The following is a 26,814-nucleotide window of genomic DNA, read 5'->3' as shown; positions in this document are numbered from 1 at the left end:
CGCGGGAAAAGACGGCGCGCAGGCAGTCAGCAGGAGTGCCGACAACAGCAACGCCGCCATTTTCATCACCGGCCCCATGGTCGGCCTACCGGTGCCCGGTCAGGCCGCTGAGCGGGTCAGCTGCAGGAAGATATCCTGCAGATCCGCCTCTTCCGTGGAGAGATCGGTGATGGTCAGACCGGCATTTTGCACTGCAGCAAGAATTTCGGCAATGCTGGTCTTTGACGGGCGGTAGGTGAACACCAGCGCATTCCGTGCCGTATTGACGGTCGCGTCAAAGCGGTCCAGCCCCTCAGGAACCCCGGCCAGCGGCTGCGCTACCGTCAGGGTCAGGGTCTTACCATCCACCCGGCGGAGCAGGTTGGCGGTGGTGTCATGGGTGACCACCTGCCCGTGGTTAATGATCGCCACCTGATCACACAGCTCTTCCGCCTCTTCCAGATAATGGGTGGTCAGCAGAATGGTGGTGCCCCGCTGGTTCATCGCCTTTACCTGCGTCCACAGCTGCTGACGCAGCTCAATATCCACCCCGGCGGTCGGCTCATCGAGCACCAGAATCGGCGGCGTATGCACCATTGCCTTCGCCACCAGCAGACGGCGGCGCATCCCGCCGGACAGGGTCCGGGCGTAGGAGTCGGCCTTATCACTCAGGCCGACGGTCGCCAGAATTTCGTCGGTCCGGCGCTCGGCCTTCGGCACGCCATACAGCCCGGCCTGTACTTCCAGCAGCTCCCGCGGGGTAAAGAACGGATCAAGGTTCAGCTCCTGCGGCACGATGCCGATGGCAAGGCGGGCGTCGCGTTCCTCACGGTCAAGGTCACGGTCCCAGATTTTGACGGTGCCGCTGCTTTTCCGCACCAGCCCGGCCATGATGTTGATCAGGGTCGACTTACCGGCACCGTTCGGGCCCAGCAGGGCAAAAAAGCTGCCGCGCGGCACCGACAGCGACACATCCTTCAGGGCCTGTTTGGCAGGCTGGCTGCCCCGTGGGGCATACTGCTTGTTCAGGCCCCGGATTTCGATCGCGTTATCGGGCTGTTTCTGGGTCGGTGCCATCGGAACGGGGTCTCCTGCTGCGGGGGATGGCAACTGTACCGTATTTGGTCGTTGATCGCCCCGGCGTTCTGGGTATCATCCGCGCGTTTGCGGGGTCAATGTCATCGGGAGATAGGACACCATGTCCCATACCGCCACCTATAACGTGACCGATCGGGTCGAAGTTGAATCCATGGAAGTGTCCTGCGACGGCGGCACCCCGGCGCTGGGGCACCCGAAGGTGTACCTGCACCTGGATCCGGACAGCCATGAAGTGACCTGTCCGTACTGTTCCCGCACCTTCGCGCTGAAGGCCGGGGCGCACGTCGGCGGTCACTGATCCGCCGGGCAGGGAAAGACTCCGGCGGCCTCCGGCAGCCGGATCATGACGGACAGACGGCGACTTGCCCCGACCCACCGGGCGGCGCGGATGTTTCTGACGGGGAGGCTTCGGTCCTCCCCGTTCGTCTTTTGTCCTAATCCGGTTATACTCAGGGCCGGTTATACTCAGGGGCCGCCCAGACCGGCACAGTCCATCGGCGATACCGCACAGCGTTAGGGTTTAAACATGCAGCATCTTTTCCTGATTGACGGCTCCGGGTTCATTTTCCGGGCCTATCACGCGCTGCCGCCGCTGACCCGGTCAGACGGCACCCCGACCAATGCGGTCTCCGGCTTCACCTCGATGCTGATGAAACTGGTGGAAGACAACACCGCCGACCACATTGCGGTGATCTTTGATGCCGGACGCCGGACCTTCCGCAACGATCTCTACCCGGAATACAAGGCCCACCGCCCCCCGGCCCCGGAAGACCTGATCCCACAGTTTCCGCTGGTCCGGCAGGCTGTGCAGGCCCTGAACGTCGCCTGCGTGGAGATGGAAGGCTTCGAGGCGGACGACCTGATCGCCACCTACGCCCGGCAGGCCCGCGAGAAGGGGATGAAGGTCACCATCGTCTCATCGGACAAAGACCTGATGCAGCTGGTCGCTGATGATGTCGAGCTGTGGGACGCCATGAAGAACAAGGCGATCAACCGCGATGCCGTGATCGAAAAATTTGGGGTCCCGCCGGAAAAAGTGGTGGATGTTCAGGCGCTGGCCGGGGATTCCGCCGATAACGTGCCGGGGGTGCCGGGAATCGGCGTCAAAACCGCCGCCCAGCTGATTGAGGAATACGGCGATCTCGACACCCTGCTGGCCCGGGCCGGGGAGATCAAACAGCCGAAGCGCCGCCAGACCCTGCTGGATAATGCAGAGGCCGCCCGGATCTCCCGCCAGCTGGTGACCCTGCGCGATGATGTGCCGGACGTGCAGCCGCTGGAAACCTTTACCAAGGCTCTGCCGGAAATCGGCACTCTGACGGCCTTTCTGGAAGAGATGGAATTCCGCCGTCTGCTGGCCACCGTCAAGGGACGGCATCAGGCGGCGGTGTCAGAGCCGATGCAGGCCACGACCTCACGCGATGCCACGCAGGCGATGACCGCCGGTGGCAGCCGCAGCGACCAGACCCATACTCCGGCAGCACCGGCAGACACCGCATACGAGCTGGTACAGGATATTGATACTCTGCGCCGCTGGGTGGAAGCCGCCCACACCGCCGGGGTGATCGCCATTGATACCGAAACCACCGGCCTTGATCCGATGACGGCGGCGTTGGTCGGCATCTCTCTGGCCACCGGGCCGGGGCAGGCCTGTTACATCCCACTGCGTCATGTCGCGCCGCAGGATCAGGGGGACCTTCTGGGCGGCGCACCGGAGGCCCCGCCGCAGATCCCGATGACAGACGTCGCAGACCTGCTCCGCCCGCTGCTGACGGACCGCAGCGTGCTGAAGGTCGGCCACAACATTAAGTACGATCTGCACATTTTGGCCCGGGAAGGTCTGGCGGTGACACCGCTGGACGATACCATGGTGATGTCTTACGTGCTGGATGGCGCCAGCCACGGCCACGGGATGGACGAACTGGCAAAGCTGCATTTCGATCACGACACCATCACCTTCGAGACCGTCTGCGGCAAGGGCAAGAGCCAGATCACCTTTGACCGGGTGCCGTTGGATAAAGCGCTGGCCTATGCCGCCGAAGATGCCGACATCACCCTGCGCCTGCACCATTATCTCAAGGCCCGCCTGTTCAACGAGCGGATGCTGACGGTCTATGAAACCCTCGACCGGCCGATGGTCGGCCTGCTGTTTGATATGGAAGAGGCCGGAATCCGCGCTGACGCGGCGGCCCTGCTGGCATTGTCTGAAGATTTTGCCGCCCGTATGACCGATCTGGAAGCTGAGATCCGCACGCTTGCCGGGGAAGAGTTCAACATTGCCTCGCCAAAGCAGCTTGGCGAAATTCTGTTTGACCGCATGGGGCTGAAGGGCGGCAAGAAAAGCGCCAAGACCGGGGCGTGGTCCACTGATGCCGAGGTGTTGGAGACACTGGCCGCTGAAGGTCACGCCCTGCCCGCCAGAGTGCTGGACTGGCGCGCCCTGCAGAAACTGAAAAGCACCTACACCGATGCCCTGATCAAACAGATCAACCCGCGCACCGGGCGGGTGCATACCAGCTTTGCCCAGACCATCACCACCACCGGGCGGCTGTCTTCTTCGGACCCGAACCTACAGAACATTCCGATCCGCACCGAAGAAGGCCGTAAGATTCGCCGCGCCTTTGTCGCCGCGCCGGGGCATGTGCTGATCTCCGCCGACTATTCGCAGGTGGAACTGCGGCTGGTGGCCCATGTCGCCGATATTGCCGCCCTCAAGCAGGCCTTCCACGACGGGCAGGACATTCACGCCATCACCGCAGCGCAGGTGTTCGGGGTGCCGGTCGAAGGCATGGACCCGATGCTGCGCCGCCGCGCCAAGGCCATCAACTTTGGCATCATCTATGGCATTTCCGCCTTCGGGCTGGCCCGCCAGCTGGGCATTTCCAACGGCGAGGCCAAAGGCTTCATCGACGCCTATTTTGCGAAGTTCCCGGAAATCAAAGCGTATATGGAACGAACCAAGGCTGAGGCCCGCGACAACGGCTATGTCCTGACCCCACTGGGCCGTAAGTGCTTCATCCCGGAAATTCAGGGTAAGAATCCGGCGATGCGCGCCTTTGCTGAGCGCGCGGCCATCAATGCCCCGATTCAGGGCGGGGCCGCTGACATCATCAAAAAGGCGATGGCCGCCCTGCCCGATGCCCTGCGGGCCGCCGGACTGTCAGCCCGGATGCTGCTGCAGGTTCACGACGAACTGGTGTTCGAGGCCCCGGAAACGGAAGCCACCGCCACCGCCGTACTGGTCAAGCAGGTGATGGAACAGGCCGCGACGCTGTCGGTGCCCCTGATTGCCGAGACCGGCATTGCCGCCAGCTGGGCAGAGGCGCACTGAGTCTAAAAATAATACTTACTACCTATATACTTTATGAGGATCTCTGCGGCAGGGTAAACGACCAGTCTTTCGCGCACGGTTTTTTCTTTTGATGAAGGCTCCCCCGACCATGACCACCCTGCCCACCCCGGCGGAACACACCCTTCTGGAAGAGATGTTTAGTGCTGCGGTGGCGGCGGCACGGCCGGGGGCGGCCCAGATCGCCGCCCATCTGCCGCCGCTGCCCAAAGGGCGGATCGTGGTGGTCGGGGCCGGAAAAGGGGCAGCCGCCATGGCCGGGGCCTTAGAACAGGTTCTGGCAGAGCGTGCCCCGAACCGGGGCATTACCGGGGTGGTGGTCACCCGCTATGCCCATGGCTACCCGACCAAAGCCATCAAGGTGATTGAAGCGGGGCACCCGAACCCGGATACCGCCAGCCAGCAGGCCGCCGCCCGTATTCTGGCACTGGCAGAGGGTCTGGGGGCTGACGATCTTCTGATTTGCCTGATCTCCGGCGGGGGATCGGCTCTGATGGCCCTGCCCGCCTCCGGACTGACCCTGAAGGATAAACAGACGGTCAACCGGGCCCTGCTGCGCTGCGGGGCCACCATTGAAGAAATCAACTGTGTCCGCAAACATCTGTCTGCGATCAAAGGGGGGCGGCTGGCCGCCGCCGCATGGCCTGCCCCGGTCCTGACCCTGATGGTCTCTGATGTCCCCGGCGATGACCCGGCGGTGATCGCCAGCGGCCCGACCGTTGCCGACCCGACCACGCGGGAGCAGGCACTGGCCATTCTGGACCGCTACGCGGTCGAAGCTCCGGCTGCGGTGCGGGCGCATCTGCAGTCTCCGGCCAGTGAAAGCCCCAAGCCGGGGGACCCCCGGCTGTCGACCAATACCGGCATCATGCTGGCCACACCACAGGATGCGCTGGAGGCCGCCGCCGCCATCGCCCGCAGCAGGGGCTATACCCCGGTTATTCTTGGCAATGCCCTTGAAGGTGAAGCCCGCGATGTCGCGCAGGTCCATGCCGGGATTGCCCGGCAGATTGCCCGCTACGGCCAGCCGGTCGCAGCCCCCTGTGTCCTGCTGTCCGGCGGCGAAACCACCGTCACCGTGCGCGGACACGGTCGGGGCGGACGGAATACCGAATTCCTGCTCTCCCTCGGCATTGCCCTGCGCGGGCATCCCGGCATCTGGGCACTGGCCGCTGATACTGACGGCATTGATGGCGTGGAAAAAAACGCCGGAGCCATCATCACCCCGACAACGCTGGAGCGGGCGGCAGCCATGGGTCTCAACCCGACCGCCCGTCTGGATGACAACGACAGCTACAGCATTTTTGCCGCTCTGGATAATCTGGTGACCACCGGCCCGACACTGACCAATGTCAACGATTTCAGGGCCATCGTCATCACCCCGGCTGCGGCCCCGGGGTAACCGGCACCGCATTTCCGCCGCATCCGTCTTTCATGTTAATGTGATGGCAACGACTGGATGAATCATATAAAAGCCACATCAACGCTAATGATATTCAGCAGTGCCCCATCCTCTTCAGTCCGTATTCTTCCGGGGCTGAGCCTGCAAAGAGAGCCCGGCGGTGACATCCTCCCCCACACCCCCCACACATACCCGCACGCCCTCCCGCCGTAACCGGATCGCGGCAGCCTATGCTGTGACCGGCGTGGTAACAGTGGTGTTTCTGCTGGCGGCGGCGGCGGGGTTTTATCTTCAGGGGCTGGTCCGGACCAGTGTCGCCAACTGGCACGACTATCAGGAACACCGTCAGGCGCAGCTCGGCTGGCTGCATGACCTGCGGATTGAGATGGGCTTCGGGGGCCTGACCTCTCACCTTGCCGCCTATGCGGCTACGGGGAACGAGACGGCATGGTACCGGGCTGACCTGTCCCTGCGCCGCCTGCATCATATGGTCAGCCTGCGCCTCGACACCGCCACCCCCGAAGAAAGGCCGCTGCTGACGATCATTGGTGACGGGCTGGAGCGCTATCAGACGCTTCTGGCGTCGGCAAAAGCCCTGATCGCCGCCGGAGCCCGCTGGGAAGACATCCGCCCCCTGCTGTCACCGGACCAGACGGCGATGGTCAATGCGCTAGCCCGTCTGGAAAGCCTGACCGCCCTGAATGACAGCAGCCATAATGACGAGGTGGAGGCCCAGTTTCATCTGCTGGACACCCTGCATACGCTGATCCTGCCGCTGGTGGTGCTGACCCTGCTGGCAGCGGTCGGAGTGATCCTGCTGATCCGCCGCTTTGAGCAGGAAATCCGCCGCCGCGAGCGGTCCGATAAACAGCTCAGCCAGTTCACCGCGCGGCTGCGGCAGGAAATCGAGATGGCCCGCGATGTCCAGAATGACCTGCTCCCGACGCCCCAGCAGATCGGCAGCCTGACCGCAGCCGCCGGGCTACATCTGTCTTACCGCCTGCGTCCGTCCACGGAACTGTCAGGGGATTTCTGGATGCCGGTTGATCTGGGAGATGGCCGGGTCGGGGTTCTGCTGGCGGACATGACCGGCCATGGACTGGTGGCGGCGATGAACGGGCTGCGGATGACCGATGTGGTCCGCCGGAGTGATGACTATTTTGTCGTCAACGCCGCTCATCTGCTGGCCAATGTCTCCACCGACCTGACCGGGGTGTTGCCGGAAGGGCATTTTGCGGCTGCCGTGCTGGCCCTGTACGACCCCAACGGCCATACACTGGAACTCGCCGGGGCCGCCGTACCGCCACCGCTGATCTACCGCCATGGTGACGACAGCGTCGAAACCGTGACGGTCCGAGGGCTGCCACTGGGGATTGATGAGGATGCCCGCTACGACAGCATCCGCATGGACATCACAGCCGACACCACCCTGCTGCTGTATTCTGATGCCCTGACCGAAACCCCGGCGCTGGACGGCACCGTGCTGACCACAGAGCTGATCGGCAGCTGGCTGCGGGATGCCGCCATCCGCCGGACGGCTGACCCCACCGTGGACGTCGCCGGAGAAATTCTTGAACAGGCACTGGAAATGCTGGGACCGGATCTGCCCGATGACCTGACGATCATAGCCCTGACCCTGCCCGGCACCCCGCCGGCCCCGCCACCGCAGTCCGGACTGTCCGCCTTTGTCGCGGCCCTGGACCGCGATATCTGATACCTTCCCGCAGGAGCCCTTGCCGTGGACCTGACGCTTGTGCGGTTTTCTGACCGCGACTGCGCTGCCCTCAGCGCCTTCTATCACCTGATCGCCGATGACCTGATGGGCATTCTCGATCATTTCTATGACCGCATCGGCAACCAGCCGGAGGCCGCCCGGATCCTGTCCGCCGCCGGAAACCTGCAACGCCTGAAAGAAGCCCAGAAGCAGCACTGGAAAAGTCTGCTGACCATGGGGTTCTCGCCGGAATATTTCGAGCGGGCCCGCCGGATCGGACTGGCCCATGAGCGGATAGGCCTCAGCCCCTCATTCTATATGGAATCTTATGCCATCCTCAGCGAGGAACTGTTCGCCGCCGCCTTCCGGCGGGCCGGACGGCGCGGACAGGCACAGATGGTGCAGACCATCGGGCTGGTGAACCGGGCGATTATCATCGATATGCAGGTGGCGGTCTCAACCTATTTTGATGCCGAGACAGCCCGCAGTCAGGGGCGGCTGGACGCCCTTGCCGACACTTTTGAGAACTCGGTCGCTGCCAGCACCCGATCCGTGCTGGACAAGGCTGGCAGCATCATCCGCAACGCCAGTGACGCCGCCACCCATCAGGATACCGGGTCAGGCCGCACCGTCCGCGTTGCCCGTGCCAGCCGGGATCTGACGGAACGGGTCGAGGCGGTCGCCGCCGCCACGGAAGAACTGTCAGCCAGCCAGAACGAAGTTGTTGCCGCGATCGGTCGTTCTGACGATGCCACCCGGCGGGCTCTCTCCTCCGCTGAGGAAACTGTCAGCCAGATGGAAGAGCTGACGGCAGCCGCCGATGCCATCGGCAAAGTGGTTGACCTGATCAATCACATTGCCGGACAGACAAACCTGCTCGCCCTGAATGCAACGATCGAAGCAGCCCGCGCCGGGGCACAGGGCAAGGGATTTGCCGTCGTCGCCAACGAGGTGAAAAACCTCGCCAGTCAGACAGCCCGCGCCACAGACGACATCCGCCGCCAGATCGGGGCTGTTCAGGCACAGGTGGCCCGGGCGGCACAGTCCATTGAAAGCATCACTCAGGTGGTCACCGATGTTGCCCGCAACAGTCAGGACATCAATGCAGCTGTCGGCCAGCAGAAGGCGGCGCTTGACGAAATCAACGGAAGCGTTCAGATCATTTCCGGCGATCTGGGGCATGTAACGGAGCTGGTTGGAGCGATCACACAGGATTCTCTGAAGTCCTGCGGCACGGTGATCGAAATTGTCTGGGCAGGGGATGATCTGTCAGAAACAGCCGACATTCTGGCCGCACAGACCCGTGACTTCCTGACATCCATCAAAAGCCGGTCTTAGCCCGACCTTATAAAACAGACATAAAAACAATACATAAGACTTAAACCAAATCTCTCGACCCTATCCGTTCTGAAGGCCCGTTTCATGGATTACAGCATCACCTCCACCGCCGACGCCCGTACCGCCCAGCTGAAAGGCCGCCTGACCTTTCAGGAACAGCGGCTGTTCCGGACGCTGATCGACGATCTGTTTTCCGACGCCGCCGGGCAATACGTGATTGATCTGCGGCAGGTCGAATACATTGACTCCTCGGGGCTGGGCATGCTGCTGATTGCCCGCAAACGGGCCCAGCAGGCCAAAGCCGGGATCGTCCTGACCGGGGTGCCGACCAACGCGCGGGAAACCTTCGCCACCGCCCGCTTTGAAGACCTTTTCGAGATCCGGGGCTGATGCCTGACCCCGCCCGGTCCTTTTTTGCCCCGGCAGTCCGGGCCGTCAGCCTGCTTCAGGCCGCCGATCTGGACGCCCTGAGCAATGGCGGCTGTACCGTCCTGATCGAAAGTGGCGGCGAGGATGCCCCCCCGGACGGTAGGGAACAGGAACAGACAGAAGCGGTGCGTCTGTATGCCCTGTTCCCGCCCGAAGCCCGGACCACCGGCATCCTGCTCGGCCTGTGTCTGACCACAGGGTCAGCCTGCACCCACGATATCCCTGCCGTGATCATCGCAGGACTGCGGCATCAGGGGGTGACTGCGGCCTGTGGCAGTACCCGCCTGCACACAGCCCTGCACGAGGCCATCGTCAACGCGCTGATCCACGGTAATCTGGAACTGGCATCCCCCCGGCGGGATGACCCCGCCGATTTCTGCGCCTTCGGAGACGCCATTGCCGAGCGGCTGGCGGACCCGACCTATAACCGACGGTATCTATGGATCTCGCTGTGCCCCCCTGCCCGTCCGGGAGAGGGGGCCCGCCTGCTGGTTCGCAATGAAGGCAGCGGCTTCAACCCGGCCAGCCTGCCGCCGCAGGAGCGCCGCAGACCGGAACGGGCCCATGGCGGCTGGGCGCTGATCCTGGCCGGATGTGAACGGGCCACCTTCAGCCCTGACGGTAAAACCCTGACTCTGACCCTGCACCCGGAAAGCACTGCGTCCGACCCGGCCTGACGTCTGCGGAACAGGGCCAGAAACAGGAACGGCCCGCCTGCTTGATCTTCAGGCGGACCGTTTCCGGGGACTTCTGTGCTTTACCGGGCGGTCAACCCGGTGTCAGACGTCACTTACGGCCAAGGGAACGGCCAACGTAATCATCAACCACGGCCACCATCGGCTCCAGATGGTTGTTGAAGAAGTGGTTGGCACCATCGACCGGCCGATATTCAACCGTGATATTCTTCTGGCTCTGCAGCTTGGTCGCCAGCTTCTGCACCGCCGCACCCGGCACAATTTCATCACCGGTCCCATGCACGATCAGCCCGGAGGACGGGCACGGCGCAAGGAAGGTGAAATCATAGATGTTGGCGGGTGGGGCAACGCTGACGAAGCCAGCGATTTCCGGACGGCGCATCAGCAGCTGCATGCCGATCCATGCCCCGAACGAAAAGCCTGCCACCCAGCACTGGTCGGCATTGGCATTCAGGCTCTGCATCCAGTCCAGTGCCGAAGCGGCATCAGACAGTTCGCCCTGACCGTTGTCAAAGGCGCCCTGAGACCGGCCGACGCCCCGGAAATTGAAGCGCAGGACCGAAAAGCCACGGCGGGCGAAGGCGTGGTACAGGTTGTACACCACCTTGTTGTTCATGGTGCCGCCATGCTGCGGGTGCGGATGCAGGATCAGCGCAATCGGGGCATTTTCAGCCTTTGAATGGTGATACCGGCCTTCCAGTCGGCCCTCGGGGCCGTTGAAGATGACTTCTGGCATGGATTCTGGGTTCTTCGCGCGGTGATCAGAAAAAGAAACGGAACCATCGGCGGGCACCTTCGGTCAGCTCCGGCTGCAGCCCCGGCGGGGCCTGAGTCCGGGACTCTGGATAAAGGCGCATCCCGCCCGATTGACAAGGGATGCTGTACAAACAATATACCCCACAATCTTGACCACTTTTGTCGGAGATCCTATAGTGCCCTTAAGACTGGAAGGGCTAAAGCAGTCCGGCAGGACTGCTGGCCGTTTCAGTCGGGTCGGGGATCTCCTGCCAAAGGGGGTTTCCTGTCGCAGGGGGTGACCACGCCCCGCACCAAAATCCGGTTTCCGTGCTCCGTCCGCATCAGGTCTGCCACCTGCCGCGCCGGATCCTCGGCCCCCGGACCCGGGGTGGGACCGGCGCATACTAGCACATCACCAGCCACGGATATCAACCGGATATGTTTCTGACGCACCTGAAGGAAGACATAGACACAATTCTGGCCCACGATCCGGCTGCCCGGTCGCGGCTGGAAGTGCTTCTGTGCTATCCGGGTGTACATGCAATCATCGCGTACCGCGCCGCTAACTGGCTGTGGCGTCAGGGCTTCAGACTGCTGGGGCGGCTGGTGTCGCATCTGGCACGGATGCTGACGGGAATCGAGATCCATCCCGGCTGCACCATCGGCCGCCGGGTGTTCATCGACCACGGCACCGGGGTGGTGATCGGTGAAACCGCCGAAATCGGCAACGATGTGACCCTGTATCAGGGCGTTACCCTTGGTGGCACATCGCTGAACAAGGGCAAGCGCCACCCCACCCTGCGCGACGGCGTGATCGTCGGCGCGGGCGGTCAGGTTCTCGGCCCGGTGACGGTCGGTGAAGGGGCCCGTGTCGGGGCCAATGCCGTGGTGCTGACCGACGTTCCGCCCGGGGTGACGATGGTCGGGATTCCCGGCCGCCCCGCCGTCCCGAAAGAGAAGGTCAAGGCCGAGGAATTCTGCGCCTATGGCGTGGCACGGGACGAACTGCCGGACCCGGTGATGCGGGCAATGGATGCCCTGCGCGACCAGATCACCGCCCTGTCAGCACGGCTGGACGAGATGACCAGGACCGCAGGCACCCCTGCCGTCCCCCTTGATGACCGGGCCGGGCACGACAGCACCGCCCGGACACCCCCTGCCGCGGTCAACTGACCCTGCTGGCCCTGTTTCAAAGACGCTATGGACTTCTGCCCCGCCGGGCCTGTGTTTTTCTTAAGGAGCTGACCACGTGAGACTGAGCACCAAGGGGCGTTACGCCGTAATGGCCATGGCCGACCTGGCCTGCAACTCCAGCGGCAAGCCGGTGGCGCTGGCCGATATTGCCGAGCGGCAGGAAATCTCCCTGTCTTATCTGGAGCAGCTGTTCGGCCGCCTGCGCAAGGGCGGTCTGGTAAAAAGCGTGCGTGGCCCCGGCGGCGGCTACCTGCTGTCGCGGGCGGCGTCGGAAATGCGGATTTCCGACATCATTCTGGCGGTGGATGAGCCGATCCAGACCACCCGCTGTACGCCGGGCAGCCCGGCAGGCTGCCACAACAACAAGGGCCGCTGCATGACCCACGACCTGTGGGAAGAGCTGGGCAACCAGATTTACCTCTACCTCAGCGCCGTCAGTCTGGAGCAGGTGGTGGAACGCCGGGTGCTGGGCACCAGCGGGCTGTTCCGTGATGCCCCGGCCGCGCAGTAAGACCGCAACGGGGTCTGTGTTCCGCCGTGGGCCATTATCTTGACTATAACGCCACCGCTCCGGCCCGGCCGGACGCGGTGGCTGCCGTCACCGCCGCCCTGTCGGTGCCCGGTAATCCGTCGTCGGTGCATGCCGCCGGGCGCACCGCCCGCGCCCTGATGGAAGACAGCCGGGACCGGGTCGCCGCCCTGACCGGGGCCAGCCCCCGTCAAGTGATCTTCACCTCGGGCGGCACCGAAGCTATGGCACTGGCCCTGAACGGGTTTTCCGGGCGCCCAGTGCTGATGTCAGCCATTGAACATCCCTGTGCCCCAGCCGCTGCCCCACAGGCGGAACGCTGCCCGGTGCGGCCTGACGGTCTGCTGGATCTCGATGCACTGGCGGCCCGGCTGGCGGATTCCACACGGCCTCCCCCTGCCGCCGTGGTGGTAATGCTCGCCAATAATGAAACCGGCGTCATCCAGCCTCTGACGGAGGTTGTGGCACTGGCAAAAGCCCATGGATGTGCCGTCATCTGTGATGCGGTCCAGGCCCTTGGCAAGATGCCGGTCAGCTTTACGGCGCTGGATGTCGATTTTCTGGTGGTCTCCGGCCATAAGATCGGTGGCCCGCAGGGCATCGGGGCCCTGATTGCCCGGATTGCGGAACAGGTGCCGCCGCTGATGACCGGCGGCGGGCAGGAACGCGGCAAACGGGGAGGCACCCAGAACCTGCCCGGCATCGCCGGATTCGGGGCTGCCGCCGCAGCGGTCATGGCACAGGGACCGGCAGAACAGATCCGTCTGGCGAGGCTGCGCGACCGGATGGAGGCTGAGGTCCGAACCATGGCCCCGGCAGCGGTGATCTGGGGGGAGAACAGTCCCCGCCTGCCCAATACCAGCTGTATCGGCCTGCCCGGTGTTGCCCAGCAGCGGCAGGTTATGACGTTGGATCTGGCCGGAATCGCCGTCTCCGCCGGATCAGCCTGCTCTTCCGGCAAACTGGAACCCAGCCCGGTGCTGAAAGCGATGGGGGCCAGTGATGCCACCGCGCGGGAAGCAATCCGGATCAGTCTGGGCTGGGCCACCACCGAGGCCGATGTTGACGCGTTTCTGCGGGCCTATGCACCGCTGGCTGCGGCCTGCACCGGATAAGCCGCCGCCCGGGGTCCTTCCCCCATGCTCGCGAAACAGGAAAACGCTTGCCCGGACGGTGCCCGCAGGCTATCCATTTCTGCACCGCAAACTTGTCACACAATCAAGGTGGGAGAGACCCAAGAATGCCGAAAATGACCTTCGTCAGCCCTGACGGAAAGCGCCATGACGTTGAGGCGCCGGAGGGTCTGTCGGTGCTGGAAATCGCCCATCGCAATGACATGGATCTGGAAGGCGCCTGCGAAGGGTCGCTGGCCTGCTCCACCTGCCATGTCGTGGTTGATCCGGACTGGATCGACCGCCTGAAGGATCCGACCGAAGACGAAGAGGACATGCTTGACCTCGCCTTCGGCCTGACCAAGACCAGCCGCCTCGGCTGTCAGATTCTGATGACCGCCGACCTTGATGGTCTGGTCGTCCATCTGCCGGAAGGCAGCCGTAACGTCCTGAAGGACTGACCCGGCCTGCACAGTCCGTGTCACCCTGACGCCCGGCTCTGCCGGGCGTTTTGCTGTCCGGCAGGCCTGCGGCGCCGGTTTTTGCCGTTGCCGGTGCTTTTCATTTCCGAGTGATGCGCTTATGTATGGCGGATCAACCGCCGTCCGCCAATCTGTCAGCCCGGATCAAAGCCGGGCCGGGTGGCTTTTGAGAGTGGACCCCCGCCATGAGCCTTGCACCAGACCTGACCGCCCCCGGCAGCGCTGACACTGTTTTTACCGCCAGCCTGCTGGATCTGCCGGAAGATACGGCCAACACCCGGGTGGTGGTGGCAATGTCCGGCGGGGTGGACAGCTCCGTCACCGCTGCCGTTCTGAAAGAGGCCGGATACGACGTGGTCGGGCTGACGATGCAACTCTATGACGCCGGATTTACGGTTGGGCGCGGTAAAACCTGCTGCGCCGGGCAGGATATTTATGATGCCCGGCGAACTGCCGACCATCTTGGCATCCCCCATTACGTGGTTGATTACGAATCGACCTTCCTGAAAGACGTGATGGACGCCTTCGCCGATTCCTACATCGCCGGGGAAACGCCGGTGCCTTGCGTCCTGTGCAACCAGACCGTCAAATTCCGTGATCTGGTTCAGGCCGCCCGCGATCTGGGGGCTGCCGCACTGGCCACCGGCCACTATGTGCGCCGGGTCGCCACCCCCGGCGGAGCCCAGCTGTGGCGTGGTGCTGACCATAACCGCGACCAGAGCTACTTCCTGTTCACCACCACTCAGGATCAGATCGACTTCCTGCGGTTTCCGCTGGGCCATCTGACCAAAGATGAAACCCGTGCCATTGCCCGCCGCCACGGCCTGGCCGTCTCGGATAAACCCGACAGTCAGGACATCTGTTTTGTGCCGGACGGCGATTATGCCCGGGTGGTGCGGGAACTGCGGCCCGATGCCGCCGGGCCGGGAGAGATCGTCCATGTCGATGGCCGGGTCCTTGGTCAGCACGATGGCATCATTCATTACACCGTCGGCCAGCGCCGGGGGCTGGATCTCGGCGGCCTGCCGGAACGGCTATACGTGATCGCAGTTGATCCGGCCACCCGCCGGGTGATCGCCGGGCCGCGCAGTGCACTCGGACGCGACCGCTTCCGGCTGCGGGCGGTCAACTGGCTGGGGCACCGCCCCCTGAGCGAAGACGACGGCACCCGGATCACCGTCAAGGTCCGCAACAGCTTCCGCCCGGCAGCCGCCACCGTCTTTGCCGGACCGGACCGGACCGCCGAGGTGATTCTGGATGCCAGCGTTGACGGGGTCGCCCCCGGTCAGGCCTGCGTCTTTTATGACGGCGACCATATGCTGGGCGGGGGCTGGATTATCCGGGGATAACCGCCGGTCACAGACAGAAAAGCCCCGCTGGCCTGTGCCTGCGGGGCTTTTTTTGACTGGATCAGACCGGGGCAGATCAGCCGAGCATGGCGCGCAGCATCCACGCGGTCTTTTCATGCACCTGCATCCGCTGGGTCAGCAGATCGGCGGTCGGCTCATCATGGGCCTCGTCAGCCAGCGGGAAGATCGACCGGGCGGTGCGGACCACCGCTTCCTGATCCTTCACCAGATTGGCCAGCATCTCCTGCGCTGACGGCACCGTGTCATCTTCCTTGATCACCGTCAGGGCGGCGAACTGGCGGTAAGACCCCGGGGCCACCACGCCCAGCGCACGGATACGTTCCGCAATCAGATCCACCGCCAGCGACAGTTCCGTGTACTGCGTCTCGAACATGAGATGCAGGGTATTGAACATCGGGCCGGTGACGTTCCAGTGGTAGTTGTGGGTCTTCAGGTACAGGGTGTAGGTGTCTGCCAGCAGGCGGGACAGGCCTTCAGCAATCTTCTGGCGCTGTTCTTCGGCAATTCCGATGTCGATGGTGGTGGTCATGGCAGATCCCTTCCTGTGTCTCAGATGGTGGCAGACCGGCTGTTTCCCTGGGCCGCTGTCTGCGTGAGATGACTGTGCCAAAAAAAGCCCTAGCAGGCCAATGACTTCTACCGGAACAAATCATCGCTTTAACCGATTAAAATTACGACACCATACTGCTGAGATCCAGCACACCGGTCACCCACAGGCCGATCAGGATATGGGACAGGCAGACCCCGAGCAGAGAGCCATGGCGGGCATACATCCACCCCCAGAACAGGCCGGGCACAAACACAGCCACTGCATAGCCGGTGCCCAGATGCTGATGACAGATGGAAAACACCGCGTTGGACAACAGCACAGCCCGGACCATCACCATCCGCCCGGCCAACATCTTCTGCAGACTGCCCTGCAACAGACCCCGGGCAATAAACTCCTGCACCGGGGACAGCAAAACATACAGGGCATAGGCCACGGCGGTGGCCCCTGCCCCCTCCGCCGACACCCATGGCTGGATCAGGGCCAGACCGGGCCGGGGATAGTCCGATGCCAGCAGCAGGGCCTTGGCAGCGGTGACAGCCGCACAGAAGACCGCAGTCCAGACCAGACTGTCCCACAGCACCCAACGCCACCGGGCCAGCGTGAAACCGAACGTACCGGCAGAAAAGCCGCTGAGACGGGCGACGACAGCCGCCCCCGCCGCCATCGCCAGCAGCAGCGGGGCGGAAATCAGGGTGGTGGAGGCCCCGGCGGCGCTGAGGTGCCGCAGCAGCCCCAGACCGGACACATAGAGAAACAGCAGCAGAATGATATTGCTGAACAGAGTCCCGAAAGCCACCCGCATGCGGAATTCATCGAGATGCCGCTGCATGGTCTCTGCCGCGATGGTATTCACCCGGGTCAGCCGTTCTCCCAGTGCCGTGGCATGACGGCGGGCTGACTGGGTCAGCAGATCGGTGCCGGTCGTTGCATACAGACGATCTAACGCCGCCAGCGGTAACGTCCACACCTCCGCCGGGCCATCGGCATAAACCGAAGAAGAGCGTGGCTCCCGCGTCAGCAACCCAATTTCCCCGAAGCTGTCCCCGGCGCTCAGCCGCCCCACCGGCATCGCCTGACCGTCCAGCTCCTTACAGACCACCGCCTGCCCCCGCACCAGCAGGCACAAGGCCTCTGACGGGTCCCCTTCCCGCAGGATACAGCCCCCGTCCGGAATCTGCCTGCGGTCCAGCAGAGGCAAGGCGGCAGCCAGCACAGCAGGCGGCAGATCGCGCAGCAGCGGCGGAAGCAGGGCAGACGACGGCCGCAGGCTCGCCGTCGGTTGATCTTTCAGGGGCATGGCTTGGTCTTCACAGTCCACACAGTTACCGTCGTCACGCTGAGGGCGTCGGCTGAGAGAGGGATGTGGCAGGAGTGAAGCCCGGCTACCCTATCATGCCCGCCCCGGCGACTGAAGAGGGGGAAACGGACGGCATGGTCCGGCTGCAATGACGACTGAACACACATGACAACCACGCTGCATGACCGGGTTGCCCGGACCTACAGCTCTGACACCGGCCTGATTGCCGCCAAAAACCGGATGGTCCTGCACCGTCAGCGGCAGCGGTGGAGCGGGCGGCGTGACCTGCTGCGGGTCGCCGATCTTGGCGTCGGTGACGGGGCGCTGCTGGAAGCCCTGAGTGAGGCATTAGAGCAATCCCCCGATCTGCGACTGGCCTTAACCGGGCTGGATATCTCCCCTGCCATGCTGACACGGGCAGCGCAGCGGGTAACCCTGACCACCGTACAGTCCTGTGCCAGCCGATCGGCAGATCATCTTCCCCTGCAAGGGTTTGACCTTGTGCTGGCGCACTTCATTCTGGCTTATGTGGACCGCCGCACCCTGCTACAGCAGGCCCGGCAGCTTCTGGCCCCGGGCGGAATCCTGTCGCTGGCAACCTCCACCAACGAAGGGGCGGCCCCCCTGATGGCACAGATCAACAGCCGGTTCCGCGTCAGCCGTAACCCGCTGCGCCGGATCATTGCCCGCGCCACCGACCACGCTTTTTCGCGGTCCTCCGTTCCCGCGACGGGAGCAATGCTGGAAGCCGATGCCGCCGCCTGCGGCCTGAGGCTGATCAGCCGGGATACCCTGCGCCACACCATCGTCTTCCAGAGCGCCGAAGAGGCCTACCGCTTCGCCATCGAGGATGGCTGGTGCGTCAATGTTCTCGCGGTCCCCGGCATTCCGCCGGGGCTCGGGCAACGGCTGACCCGCGCCGGACTGCGGCTGTTTCAGTATCCGTTCACCTTCACACAGGTGGTGGAAATGATGGAATTCACAACGGCGGACACCGCCACCGCCTCCATCCGCCAGCCGGAAGCGGCATCGGCCTGACCAGACGGCAAAAACAAACCGGCGGAGCCCAGAGGATCCGCCGGTTGATCGTTTCCGTCATGACTGAAGGGGGATAACCGGAAGATTATTCCCCGGCATCCAGCTTGGCACGGGACAGGAAGCGGTACGGATGGGCCGGATAAACCCCGAGAATCCGCACCTCGCGGGAGAAGAAGTCCAGTTCCTCCAACGCCAGCCGCACGGCACGGTCATCGGGATGGCCTTCCACCTCAGCAAAAAACTGGGTCGCCACAAACTGGCCGTCGATCTGATAGCTTTCCAGCTTGGTCATGTTGACGCCATTGGTGGAGAAACCGCCCAGCGCTTTATACAGCGCTGCCGGAACGTTGCGGACCTTGAAGACAAAGCTGGTCACCACCGGGCCGCTCTTCGGGCCGGGGTCCACCGCCTCACGCGACATGATGATGAAGCGGGTGGTGTTATGGGCGGCATCCTCGATATTGGCGCGCAGGGACACCAGACCGTAGGTTTCCGCCGCCAGTTCCGAGGCGATGGCGGCGATATGGCGGTCACCGCGCTCCGCCACCTCGCGGGCACTGCCCGCCGTGTCGGCGGCCACCACCGGGGTCAGGCCCAGTTCGCGGAACAGCTTGCGGCACTGCCCCAGCGCGTGGACATGGCTGCGCACCTCGCGGATATCTTCGATTTTGGTGCCCGGCAGGGCCAGAAGGTGATGGTGTACCGGCTGATAATGTTCGCCGATGATATGCAGGCCAGACCCCGGCAGCAGGTGATGGATATCCGCCACCCGGCCCGCCACCGAGTTGTCGATCGGGATCATGCCGTACTTGGCGCGGCCTTCGCGGACATTGGCAAAGGCATCCTCAAACGAGGCACTGGGCAAGGCGGTAAACTCCGGAAACACCGCCCGGCAGGCGAGGTGGGAGTAAGCGCCGGGCATGCCCTGAAAGGCAATGGTGGTATCCGGAGAGGTCGTCATTGCAGTCTCGTTTTTAGGGGTTGAAAGAAAGCGTGTAAGATCCCGGTCAGGCTGACAGAATCTGCCGGGCCTTTTCAAGATCCGCAGGAGTATCGACACCCAGCGGAACAGTGTCAACGCGCACACAGTCAATGCGCATGCCATTCTCCAGCGCCCGCAGCTGCTCCAGCTTCTCGCGTTGCTCCAGCGGGCTGGGCGGCAGGCTGACAAAACGTTCCAGCGCACTGCGGCGGTAGGCATACAGACCGATGTGGTGCCACAGCGGCCCGTCCCCCCACGGGGCCGTGGCGCGGGTGAAATACAGTGCCCGGCCCTGACGGCCGGTGCGGTCAAGGCCGGTCACAGCCTTAACAACGTTGGGGTTGGTGCGTTCTTCGGGCTCGGTGATCTCCGCGACCAGCGTCGCCAGATCCACCGCCGGATCGGCCAGCGGCTCCAGCGCCGCGCGCACCAGCGCCGGATCGAGCGTCGGCAGGTCACCCTGTACGTTAACGATCACGTCATGCCGGGCCTGCGGATCAAACCGCAGCACCGCCTGCCACACCCGGTCAGATCCCGACGGCAGATCCGGGTCGGTCAGCACCGCCTGCCCACCCGCCGCTGTCACCGCATCAGCGATCTCGGCCTCGGCACAGGCAACCAGCACCGGGCCGATTCCGGCCTCCATCGCCCGCCGCCACACCTGCACGATCATCGGGGCCCCGGCGATATCCGCCAGCGGCTTGCCGGGCAGACGGGTGGAAGCCATGCGGGCCGGTATCACCACCAGCGGGGACACAGATGACGCGGACATGCCGGATGCCTCTTTCACAACAGCTTGGGGCCACTTCAGGTCCGGTGAACCATCCCCCGGACCGGGCGCCCATTTAGCCCGCTTCGCCCCCGGATCGTCAAAATGTTTATGGCCCTTGCCTGTTTCTGCCGCCCGGACCGGGCAGCAGACTTGCAGGCCGGGACCGGGACAGGTACAGCATGGGGGCTATGACCGCGATTGTACTGCCTGACGGCACCCTTGACCTTGCTCACCGGCTGGCGGATGCGGCCGGTGGGGTCATCCGCCCCTATTTCCGGACCCCGGTCTCGGTGGACGATAAAGCCGACGAAAGCCCGGTGACGGTGGCTGACCGCGAGGCCGAAATGGTCATGCGGACCCTGCTGCTGGCCGAACGCCCCGATGATGGCGTGGTCGGCGAAGAACACGGCACCGTCAACCCCGGTGCGGACTGGGTGTGGGTGCTGGACCCGATCGACGGCACCAAATCCTTCATCACCGGCATGCCGACCTTCGGCACCCTGATCGCCCTGCTGCATAAAGGGGTGCCGGTGCTGGGCATCATTGATCAGCCGATTTCCGGCGAGCGCTGGGTCGGGGTCAGCGGTCAGCGCAGCACCCTGAACGGCAGGGACATCTCGGTCAGGGCCTGTGCCGGTCTGGGGCAGGCTGTAGCCTTCACCACCGATCCGGCTCTGTTTACCGGCGATGACAGCGCGGCCTGGGGCCGCCTGAACGCCGCAGTGAAGATGCGGCGTTATTCCGCCGACTGCTACGCCTATGGGCTGCTCGCCACCGGCTTTGTCGATGTGGTCTGCGAGGCCGGGATGAAGCTGTACGACTTCGCCGCCGTGGTCCCGGTGATTCAGGGGGCCGGTGGCATCATCACCGACTGGCAGGGCGGACCGCTGGGGCAGACCTCTGACGGCCACATCCTCGCCGCCGGGGATGCCCGCAGCCACGCCGAAGCGATGCAGCGCCTTAAAGGCTAATTTAAAATAATGCAAAACCCGCCGGATTAAAGATCTTCCGGCGGGGTTTGAGATAAAATAATTATGGCATCGCCAGCCGCCCGCCCCCCATGGGGGCCGGGCAGCCGGTGGTTTCAGGGAAGGTCTGGGCCAGACCATCCAGATGCCGCAGGGCGAGGAACGCAAAGGCCTGCGCCTCCAGCGCATCACCATCCCACCCCAGAACTTCCACCGGATCAACCGGCACCGCCAGCCGCTGCCGCAGGGCCGCCATCAGGGCCGGATTATGCCGCCCGCCCCCGCAGACCAGCCAGCGGGTCGGGGCCTCGGGCATCCAGACCCGCGCCTGCGCGCAGGCTTCCACCGTAAAGGCAGCAAGCGTTGCCGCCCCATCCACAGCCGACAGACCATCAACACAGCGGGCGAGGGCCGCGAAATCATCGCGGTCCAGCGACTTCGGCGGACGGCGCGAGAAATAGGGGTGTTCCATCAGGCGGGTTAACGCGGTCGCATCCACCTGCCCCTGCCGGGCCAGCGCACCGTCACGGTCCACCGCCACGCCGGTATGGCGCAACGCCCAGTCATCCAGCAGGGCATTGCCGGGGCCGGTGTCAAAGGCCAGCGGCGCGGCCCCGTCGGCCAGAACCGTGACATTCGCCACCCCGCCGATATTCAGCACCGCCGTCACGCCGGAGGCATCATGCCCGGCACACAGGGCCTGATGATAGACCGGCACCAGCGGCGCCCCCTGCCCGCCAGCCCTGACATCCGCGGTACGGAAATCATAGACCACCGGGCACCCCAGACGCGCGGCCAGACGCCCCCCGTCACCGATCTGGCGGGTATGCCGGTCCTGCGGGCGGTGATTGATGGTCTGCCCATGGAAACCGACCGCAGCCACCTCTGCCGCCGTCAGACCGGCAGCGGCAAGAAGCTCTTCCACCGCCTCGGCATGGATGTCGGTCAGGGTGCGCTCGACCGCCGCAATGGCGTCCTCGCCCCCCCGCTCCCCAAGAATGGCCCGCACCGCGTCCCGCACATCGGGCGGATAGGGGCGGGTGTGGGCCGGGCCGAACGCCGCAACCCGCCGCCCGTCACTGTGGATCAGGGCGGCATCCACCCCATCAAGGGAAGTGCCGCTCATCAACCCGACCGCCCAGCGGAAGACGGGGGTTTCGGCGGGGACAGAAGAGGAAAACGCGGGGCTGGCGGCGGCTGCGGTCATGGCTGCTTCGTTGTGATACGGCGGGGAGTGTGATAAACGGGGCCCCTTACCCTTAACCCGTGGGGCACAGGCGGCGGTATAAACCTTAGCCCCTTTGCACCCCCAGTGAAAGAGACCCATCATGAGTTCCCCGCACGCTTCACTCCGGTCAGACTTCCTGAAGACCGTGGTCGAGCGCGGCTATATGTACCAGTGTACCGATCTGGAGGGACTGGACGCCGCGCTCTCAGCCGGAATCGTCCCGGCTTATATCGGCTTTGACGCCACGGCAGACAGCCTGCACGTCGGCTCGCTGATTCAGATCATGCTGCTGCGCTGGCTGCAGAAGACCGGCCACAAGCCGGTGGTCCTGATGGGGGGCGGCACCAGCCGCATCGGCGATCCGTCCTTCAAGGACGAAGCCCGCAAGCTGCTGAGTGACGAACAGATTGCCTCCAACATGGATGGCATTAAGAAGGTCTTTTCCAAGTACCTGACCTTCGGTGACGGCCCGACCGATGCGGTGATGGTCAACAACAACGACTGGCTGGGTCAGCTCAACTACATCGACTTCCTGCGCGATTTCGGCGTGCACTTCACCATCAACCGCATGCTGAGCTTTGATTCGGTCAAGCTGCGGATGGACCGTGAACAGCCGCTGACCTTCCTTGAATTCAACTACATGATCCTGCAGGCCTATGACTTCCGCGAGCTGAACAGCCGCCGGGGTGTCCGGCTGCAGATGGGCGGCTCCGACCAGTGGGGCAACATCATCAACGGCGTGGAACTGACCCGCCGCAAGGATGGCCAGACCGAAGGGTACAAGGAAGTCTACGGCCTGACCTCGCCGCTGCTGACCACAGCGTCGGGTGCCAAGATGGGCAAGACCGCCAATGGCGCGGTGTGGCTGAACGAAGAAAAACTGCCGGGCTATGACTTCTGGCAGTTCTGGCGCAACACTGAAGATGCCGACGTCGGCCGCTTCCTGCGCCTGTTCACCGAGCTGCCGCTGGACGAAATCGCCCGTCTGGAAAAGCTGGAAGGCGCTGAGATCAACGAAGCGAAGAAGATCCTTGCCGATGCGGTGACCACACTGGCCCGGGGCGTCGATGCTGCCACCGCCGCCCGCCGCACCGCCGAGGAAACCTTCGAGAAAGGCGGCGTCGCCGGGGATCTGCCGACCATCACCGCCGACCTGTCGGCAGCGGTGCCGGTGATCGACCTGCTGGTGTCAGCCGGTCTGGCTGCCTCTAAGGGCGAAGCCCGCCGTCTGGTGCGTGGCGGTGGCGTGAAGATCAACGACGCCAAGGTCGAGGACGAAAACCAGACCGCCTCTGCCGCCGATCTGGCCGACGGGGTGATCAAGCTCTCCGCCGGCAAGAAGAAGCACGCGCTGGTGAAGCAGGGCTGATCCTCAGCCGTCTCATCCACCGGAAAGACGCAACGGGCCGCAGCGATGCGGCCCGTTTTGCTTTATGCCCCCTTCGGCGTCCGCATCGCCGCCAGCATCAGAACCCCCACCCCCATCGCCACCGCTGCCATGATCAGCCCGGCATTGTAGCTGCCGCTGCGGTCTGCCAGAAATCCGGTGATCCCCGGGGCGATGGTCTGCGCCACCCCATAAGACAGGGTCAGGCGGGCCATTGCCTGCGAGGGATTGGCCGGAAACTGCCGCCCGGCCAAGGCCAGCGTCATCGCCACGATGCCGATAAAGGTGGCGCCGAACAGCACCGCCCCGGCCAATGCCGCGATCAGGCCGTCAGACAGCACCGGCAGCAGGATCGAAACGATCTGCACCGCATAGGCGGCGATCAGCGCCGGAATATCCCCCAGCCGCCGTGCCACCCGGTCCCACAGAATGCAGGCGGGCATCGCGGCCAGCCCGGTGACCACCCACACCGTCGGGCCGGTGCCGCGCAGATCCGGCACCCGTTCCGTCACCGCCACCAGAAAGGTGGCACTGACCACAAAGCCGACCCCGGCACAGAAGTAAGCTGGCACCAGCAGCCAGCCACTGCCGCCACCGGACCGGACCGGACCTTCTGCCGCCTTGCGGGCCAACGGCGCCATCATCGGCATCCAGCCCCAGGCCGGGATCAGCAGAACCGCCGCCAGCACCCCCATCCCCAGCCATTGCCGGTCCCACGGCCAGGCCATCATCAGCAGCACCAGAACCCCGGACACCACAATCCCCAGTCCCAGACCGGCGAAATGAACGCCAAGCTCCGGGCGGCGGCCCTGCGCCACCAGCCAGGCCAGCACCATGCCGGACCCCAGCAGCATCCCACCGGCAGCACTGACCCCGGCAACAAACCGCAGGATCATCCACAGCCACGGATCGGTGGTCATGCCCATCCCCGCCACGCCAATCACTCCGGCCAGAAGCCCGGCCCGGTACAGCCGAAGCCGCGTTGCCGGGGCCGATACTGCCGTCGCAATCAGCGTTCCGGCCATATACCCGGCATAATTGACCGTCGCCAGCAGACCGCCCAGCGCATCATCCAGCCCGGCCTGCGCCTTCATCAGCGGTAGCATCGGGGTGTAAGCAAAGCGGGCCAGCCCGATGGTCAGGACAAGCGAGCAAATTCCGGCAGTCAACACCTGCCAGCGGAACCGGGGCGACATGGGGAGTCTCCGTCTGGGATCAATCAGCAAACAGTGTTACGGTGCCGCAGGCCGTCTGTCTTGCGATGGAATGACAATAAATGTCGATCAGCCGCCAACATCTGTTTCCAGCCGGAGAGGACTGGCAGCCCCTGTCCGTGCCTGACGCCGATCAACGCCCCGATCCCCTGCGGGTGCGGGCCCAGTCACTGCCTGCCCGCCATTACTTTCCCGATCACAGCCACGACTGGCACCAGATGGTCTATGCCATCACCGGGGCGCTGACGGTGTTCCTCGACGGGCGGCGCTTTGTCATCCCGCCGGAACAGGCTGTCTGGCTGCCCGGCGGCACCCCCCATGCCGTCGCCACCCGCAGCGGGGCCGAATACCGCAGCCTGTATGTGGCGGAGACCGCCGGAACCGGGCTGGCGACACTGCCCTTTGTGTTTGCGGTTCCGCCCCTGCTCCGCGCCCTGATCATCGAAGCCACCGGCCTCCAGCGGGCCGACGATGGCAGCCCCTATGCCGGACAGGTCAACAGCCTGATCCTTGCCACCCTGCCCCGGCTGACCGCCCTGCCCTCAGCCCTGCCGTGGCCCCGGCGGCGGCAGTTGATTCAGCTGTGTGAAGCCCTCTACGCCAGCCCCGATGATCCACGCGGGCTGGATGACTGGGCCAGAGCCCTCGGCCTGTCGGAACGCAGCCTGACCCGCCACTTTCAGGCAGAAACCGGCATGACCCTGCGGACATGGCGGCGGCGGCTGCGCCTGTTCCGCAGTCAGGAGCTTCTGGCGACCGGAGTCAGTATCACCGCCATCGCGCTGGAGCTGGGCTATGCCTCCGTTTCCGCCTTCATCGCCATGTTCCGGGCGGAAACCGGGCTCAGCCCGGACGCCTACCGCCGGAGCGATCTATCGGCGACAGAGAGGACCGCAGGAAGTCCTCTGAGACCACCCTACCACACAGCAGCAACGTCGGCCTGGGCGTCAGGCCCTGTCTTTTGCAATGTGCAGACCAGCTTCGATCAAAGCTGATACGCCGGTGACCGGAATGCCCTGACGATGGTTAAATGTCCCTGCCTTATCCCACGCTACGCCGCGACCGATCGCGAAGGCGGCACGGTACTTTCGCATCATATTTTTCGGGTCGTCCCTCAGTTCCTGCATAAGGAACGGCACAGTCCATACGGAACGCCTGAACGAACACCCCAATGCCGCCTCAAGCTTATCCGCGACCTCTCCATAGGTAACGGTATCACCGGCAAGGAAGACAATTTCGTTACGGATTGTCGGCTCGAAAAAAACAATCTCAGCAGTCAACATCCCGATGTCTTCAGGAGTCGTCAAAGTCACCGCCGTGTCGAGACTGCCAAGCGCATGGACTTCGCGGTTCTTCAAGTCGACAACGCCGAATTCCGGCTCAAACAGATAGCTCATGAACATGCCAGTGGAGATGATAACCCACTCCGTCCTGTCCTGCGCCCGAAGCAGTTCGCGCACATCAAGCTGTGCATCGAAAATATCCTGTGGTCCACCACGGCCAATCGCCTCAAAATCGACACCGAACTGCCACGGGAAATAGCGCGGAACCGCTGATTGCAGAGCCGCCTTCGCGAGTTTCATCGGCGTATCGATCCCAGCCGCATAACCGGCACAGCCAATCACCGTGTCATAACGGGAAAACAGGGATGCCAGTCCGTCGATCGAATCGTTGACGAGATCTCCAAGGACAATATCGATGCCTGCCTCACGGATTTCCGCGATGTCGCGCTGCTTGACCGGATTTCCGGACTCAAGGGCGCTCTGACGCAGCAGCACACTGATCGCGGCACCGTCGATGCCTTTCGCCCGACGGGCAAGATTACGCAGGACCGGCATACCAAGTTCACCGGCCCCCAGCACCAGGATATTGCGCGACGTCATGTTGGGGCGTGTATCATTCATCAGTCAGACTCGTTCAGGGTTGGTTGCAGCCCCCATATGGCAGCC

General features: G+C 64.0%; 25 protein-coding genes. 16 read left to right on the top strand and 9 right to left on the bottom strand.

Annotated elements, in window-relative coordinates; genetic code table 11:
- Positions 1-99 precede the first annotated feature (99 nt).
- Positions 100-1,056 carry an ABC transporter ATP-binding protein gene (locus tag G365_RS0110845; RefSeq protein WP_019645551.1) on the bottom strand — a complete coding sequence of 319 codons (957 nt, stop codon included), beginning with the start codon at positions 1,054-1,056 and terminating at the stop codon, positions 100-102.
- Positions 1,057-1,177: 121 nt separating this feature from the next.
- Between G365_RS0110845 and G365_RS0110840 the strand changes: the two genes are divergently transcribed.
- From G365_RS0110840 to G365_RS0110810, 7 genes are all read left to right on the top strand, one after another.
- Entirely contained in the window at positions 1,178-1,375 is a 198-nt protein-coding gene (locus G365_RS0110840) for a zinc-finger domain-containing protein (RefSeq protein ID WP_019645550.1), read from the top strand.
- Between the two features lie 228 nt (positions 1,376-1,603).
- Complete coding sequence (polA, locus tag G365_RS0110835) at positions 1,604-4,408, top strand: DNA polymerase I (RefSeq protein WP_019645549.1); 2,805 nt, start codon at positions 1,604-1,606, stop codon at positions 4,406-4,408.
- 91 nt (positions 4,409-4,499) lie between these two features.
- Positions 4,500-5,828: a glycerate kinase type-2 family protein gene (locus G365_RS0110830; RefSeq protein ID WP_245554737.1), complete on the top strand. Its 1,329-nt coding sequence runs from the start codon at positions 4,500-4,502 to the stop codon at positions 5,826-5,828.
- A gap of 160 nt (positions 5,829-5,988) precedes the next feature.
- Positions 5,989-7,542 carry a PP2C family protein-serine/threonine phosphatase gene (locus G365_RS0110825; protein ID WP_155976225.1) on the top strand — a complete coding sequence of 518 codons (1,554 nt, stop codon included), beginning with the start codon at positions 5,989-5,991 and terminating at the stop codon, positions 7,540-7,542.
- A 24-nt stretch (positions 7,543-7,566) separates the two neighbouring features.
- Entirely contained in the window at positions 7,567-8,880 is a 1,314-nt protein-coding gene (locus tag G365_RS21170) for a globin-coupled sensor protein (protein WP_019645546.1), read from the top strand.
- A gap of 84 nt (positions 8,881-8,964) precedes the next feature.
- Positions 8,965-9,270, top strand: coding sequence for an STAS domain-containing protein (locus G365_RS21165; RefSeq protein ID WP_019645545.1), 306 nt, complete (start codon positions 8,965-8,967; stop codon positions 9,268-9,270).
- Complete coding sequence (locus tag G365_RS0110810; protein ID WP_019645544.1) at positions 9,270-9,986, top strand: hypothetical protein; 717 nt, start codon at positions 9,270-9,272, stop codon at positions 9,984-9,986. The genes G365_RS21165 and G365_RS0110810 overlap by 1 nt, the downstream gene beginning before the upstream one ends.
- Positions 9,987-10,095: 109 nt before the next feature.
- Here G365_RS0110810 and G365_RS0110805 read toward each other — a convergent pair whose 3' ends face one another.
- Positions 10,096-10,740, bottom strand: coding sequence for an alpha/beta hydrolase (locus tag G365_RS0110805; protein ID WP_019645543.1), 645 nt, complete (start codon positions 10,738-10,740; stop codon positions 10,096-10,098).
- A 440-nt stretch (positions 10,741-11,180) separates the two neighbouring features.
- Here G365_RS0110805 and cysE point away from each other — a divergent pair, with 440 nt between their 5' ends.
- From cysE to mnmA, 5 genes are all read left to right on the top strand, one after another.
- Positions 11,181-11,915 carry a serine O-acetyltransferase gene (gene cysE / locus G365_RS0110800; protein WP_019645542.1) on the top strand — a complete coding sequence of 245 codons (735 nt, stop codon included), beginning with the start codon at positions 11,181-11,183 and terminating at the stop codon, positions 11,913-11,915.
- 76 nt (positions 11,916-11,991) lie between these two features.
- A complete protein-coding gene (locus G365_RS0110795) occupies positions 11,992-12,447 on the top strand; it encodes an Rrf2 family transcriptional regulator (protein ID WP_026345275.1) in 456 nt (151 codons plus the stop codon).
- A 26-nt stretch (positions 12,448-12,473) separates the two neighbouring features.
- Positions 12,474-13,580, top strand: coding sequence for a cysteine desulfurase family protein (locus tag G365_RS0110790; RefSeq protein WP_019645540.1), 1,107 nt, complete (start codon positions 12,474-12,476; stop codon positions 13,578-13,580).
- A 125-nt stretch (positions 13,581-13,705) separates the two neighbouring features.
- Positions 13,706-14,038: a ferredoxin family 2Fe-2S iron-sulfur cluster binding protein gene (locus G365_RS0110785; RefSeq protein ID WP_019645539.1), complete on the top strand. Its 333-nt coding sequence runs from the start codon at positions 13,706-13,708 to the stop codon at positions 14,036-14,038.
- 206 nt (positions 14,039-14,244) lie between these two features.
- The gene (mnmA, locus tag G365_RS0110780) at positions 14,245-15,408 is read left to right on the top strand and encodes a tRNA 2-thiouridine(34) synthase MnmA (protein ID WP_019645538.1); all 1,164 of its coding nucleotides are present in this window, start codon (positions 14,245-14,247) and stop codon (positions 15,406-15,408) included.
- Positions 15,409-15,484: 76 nt separating this feature from the next.
- Here the strand turns inward: mnmA and G365_RS0110775 are convergent, their stop codons facing one another.
- Both G365_RS0110775 and G365_RS0110770 read right to left on the bottom strand, forming a co-directional pair.
- Positions 15,485-15,958, bottom strand: coding sequence for a Dps family protein (locus G365_RS0110775; protein ID WP_019645537.1), 474 nt, complete (start codon positions 15,956-15,958; stop codon positions 15,485-15,487).
- Positions 15,959-16,100: 142 nt separating this feature from the next.
- Positions 16,101-17,276: a cyclic nucleotide-binding domain-containing protein gene (locus tag G365_RS0110770; RefSeq protein WP_019645536.1), complete on the bottom strand. Its 1,176-nt coding sequence runs from the start codon at positions 17,274-17,276 to the stop codon at positions 16,101-16,103.
- Positions 17,277-17,441: 165 nt separating this feature from the next.
- Here G365_RS0110770 and G365_RS0110765 point away from each other — a divergent pair, with 165 nt between their 5' ends.
- Positions 17,442-18,314, top strand: a complete 873-nt coding sequence (locus tag G365_RS0110765) for a class I SAM-dependent methyltransferase (protein WP_019645535.1) — start codon at positions 17,442-17,444, stop codon at positions 18,312-18,314.
- 85 nt (positions 18,315-18,399) lie between these two features.
- Here G365_RS0110765 and G365_RS0110760 read toward each other — a convergent pair whose 3' ends face one another.
- Both G365_RS0110760 and G365_RS0110755 read right to left on the bottom strand, forming a co-directional pair.
- Positions 18,400-19,275, bottom strand: coding sequence for a prephenate dehydratase (locus G365_RS0110760; RefSeq protein WP_019645534.1), 876 nt, complete (start codon positions 19,273-19,275; stop codon positions 18,400-18,402).
- 46 nt (positions 19,276-19,321) lie between these two features.
- Positions 19,322-20,068: a 3-deoxy-manno-octulosonate cytidylyltransferase gene (locus G365_RS0110755; protein ID WP_019645533.1), complete on the bottom strand. Its 747-nt coding sequence runs from the start codon at positions 20,066-20,068 to the stop codon at positions 19,322-19,324.
- 179 nt (positions 20,069-20,247) lie between these two features.
- Here G365_RS0110755 and hisN point away from each other — a divergent pair, with 179 nt between their 5' ends.
- Positions 20,248-21,039, top strand: coding sequence for a histidinol-phosphatase (gene hisN / locus G365_RS0110750; protein ID WP_019645532.1), 792 nt, complete (start codon positions 20,248-20,250; stop codon positions 21,037-21,039).
- 61 nt (positions 21,040-21,100) lie between these two features.
- Here the strand turns inward: hisN and G365_RS0110745 are convergent, their stop codons facing one another.
- The gene (locus G365_RS0110745; RefSeq protein ID WP_019645531.1) at positions 21,101-22,243 is read right to left on the bottom strand and encodes an anhydro-N-acetylmuramic acid kinase; all 1,143 of its coding nucleotides are present in this window, start codon (positions 22,241-22,243) and stop codon (positions 21,101-21,103) included.
- A gap of 121 nt (positions 22,244-22,364) precedes the next feature.
- Here G365_RS0110745 and tyrS point away from each other — a divergent pair, with 121 nt between their 5' ends.
- Positions 22,365-23,633: a tyrosine--tRNA ligase gene (tyrS, locus tag G365_RS0110740; RefSeq protein WP_019645530.1), complete on the top strand. Its 1,269-nt coding sequence runs from the start codon at positions 22,365-22,367 to the stop codon at positions 23,631-23,633.
- A 62-nt stretch (positions 23,634-23,695) separates the two neighbouring features.
- Here tyrS and G365_RS0110735 read toward each other — a convergent pair whose 3' ends face one another.
- Positions 23,696-24,847, bottom strand: coding sequence for a YbfB/YjiJ family MFS transporter (locus tag G365_RS0110735; protein ID WP_019645529.1), 1,152 nt, complete (start codon positions 24,845-24,847; stop codon positions 23,696-23,698).
- Between the two features lie 80 nt (positions 24,848-24,927).
- Here G365_RS0110735 and G365_RS21160 point away from each other — a divergent pair, with 80 nt between their 5' ends.
- Complete coding sequence (locus G365_RS21160; RefSeq protein WP_019645528.1) at positions 24,928-25,860, top strand: AraC family transcriptional regulator; 933 nt, start codon at positions 24,928-24,930, stop codon at positions 25,858-25,860.
- On the opposite strand, the gene G365_RS0110725 is transcribed toward G365_RS21160, so the two are convergent.
- The gene (locus G365_RS0110725; protein WP_019645527.1) at positions 25,813-26,769 is read right to left on the bottom strand and encodes an aromatic alcohol reductase; all 957 of its coding nucleotides are present in this window, start codon (positions 26,767-26,769) and stop codon (positions 25,813-25,815) included. The genes G365_RS21160 and G365_RS0110725 overlap by 48 nt on opposite strands.
- Positions 26,770-26,814 lie beyond the last annotated feature (45 nt).

The sequence above is a fragment of the Novispirillum itersonii subsp. itersonii ATCC 12639 genome, assembly GCF_000381985.1.
In the GTDB taxonomy this organism is placed as follows: Bacteria; Pseudomonadota; Alphaproteobacteria; order Rhodospirillales; family Rhodospirillaceae; genus Novispirillum; species Novispirillum itersonii.
The sequence above is the reverse complement of the archived record's forward strand: the minus strand, read 5'-3'. Positions and strand labels throughout refer to the sequence as shown.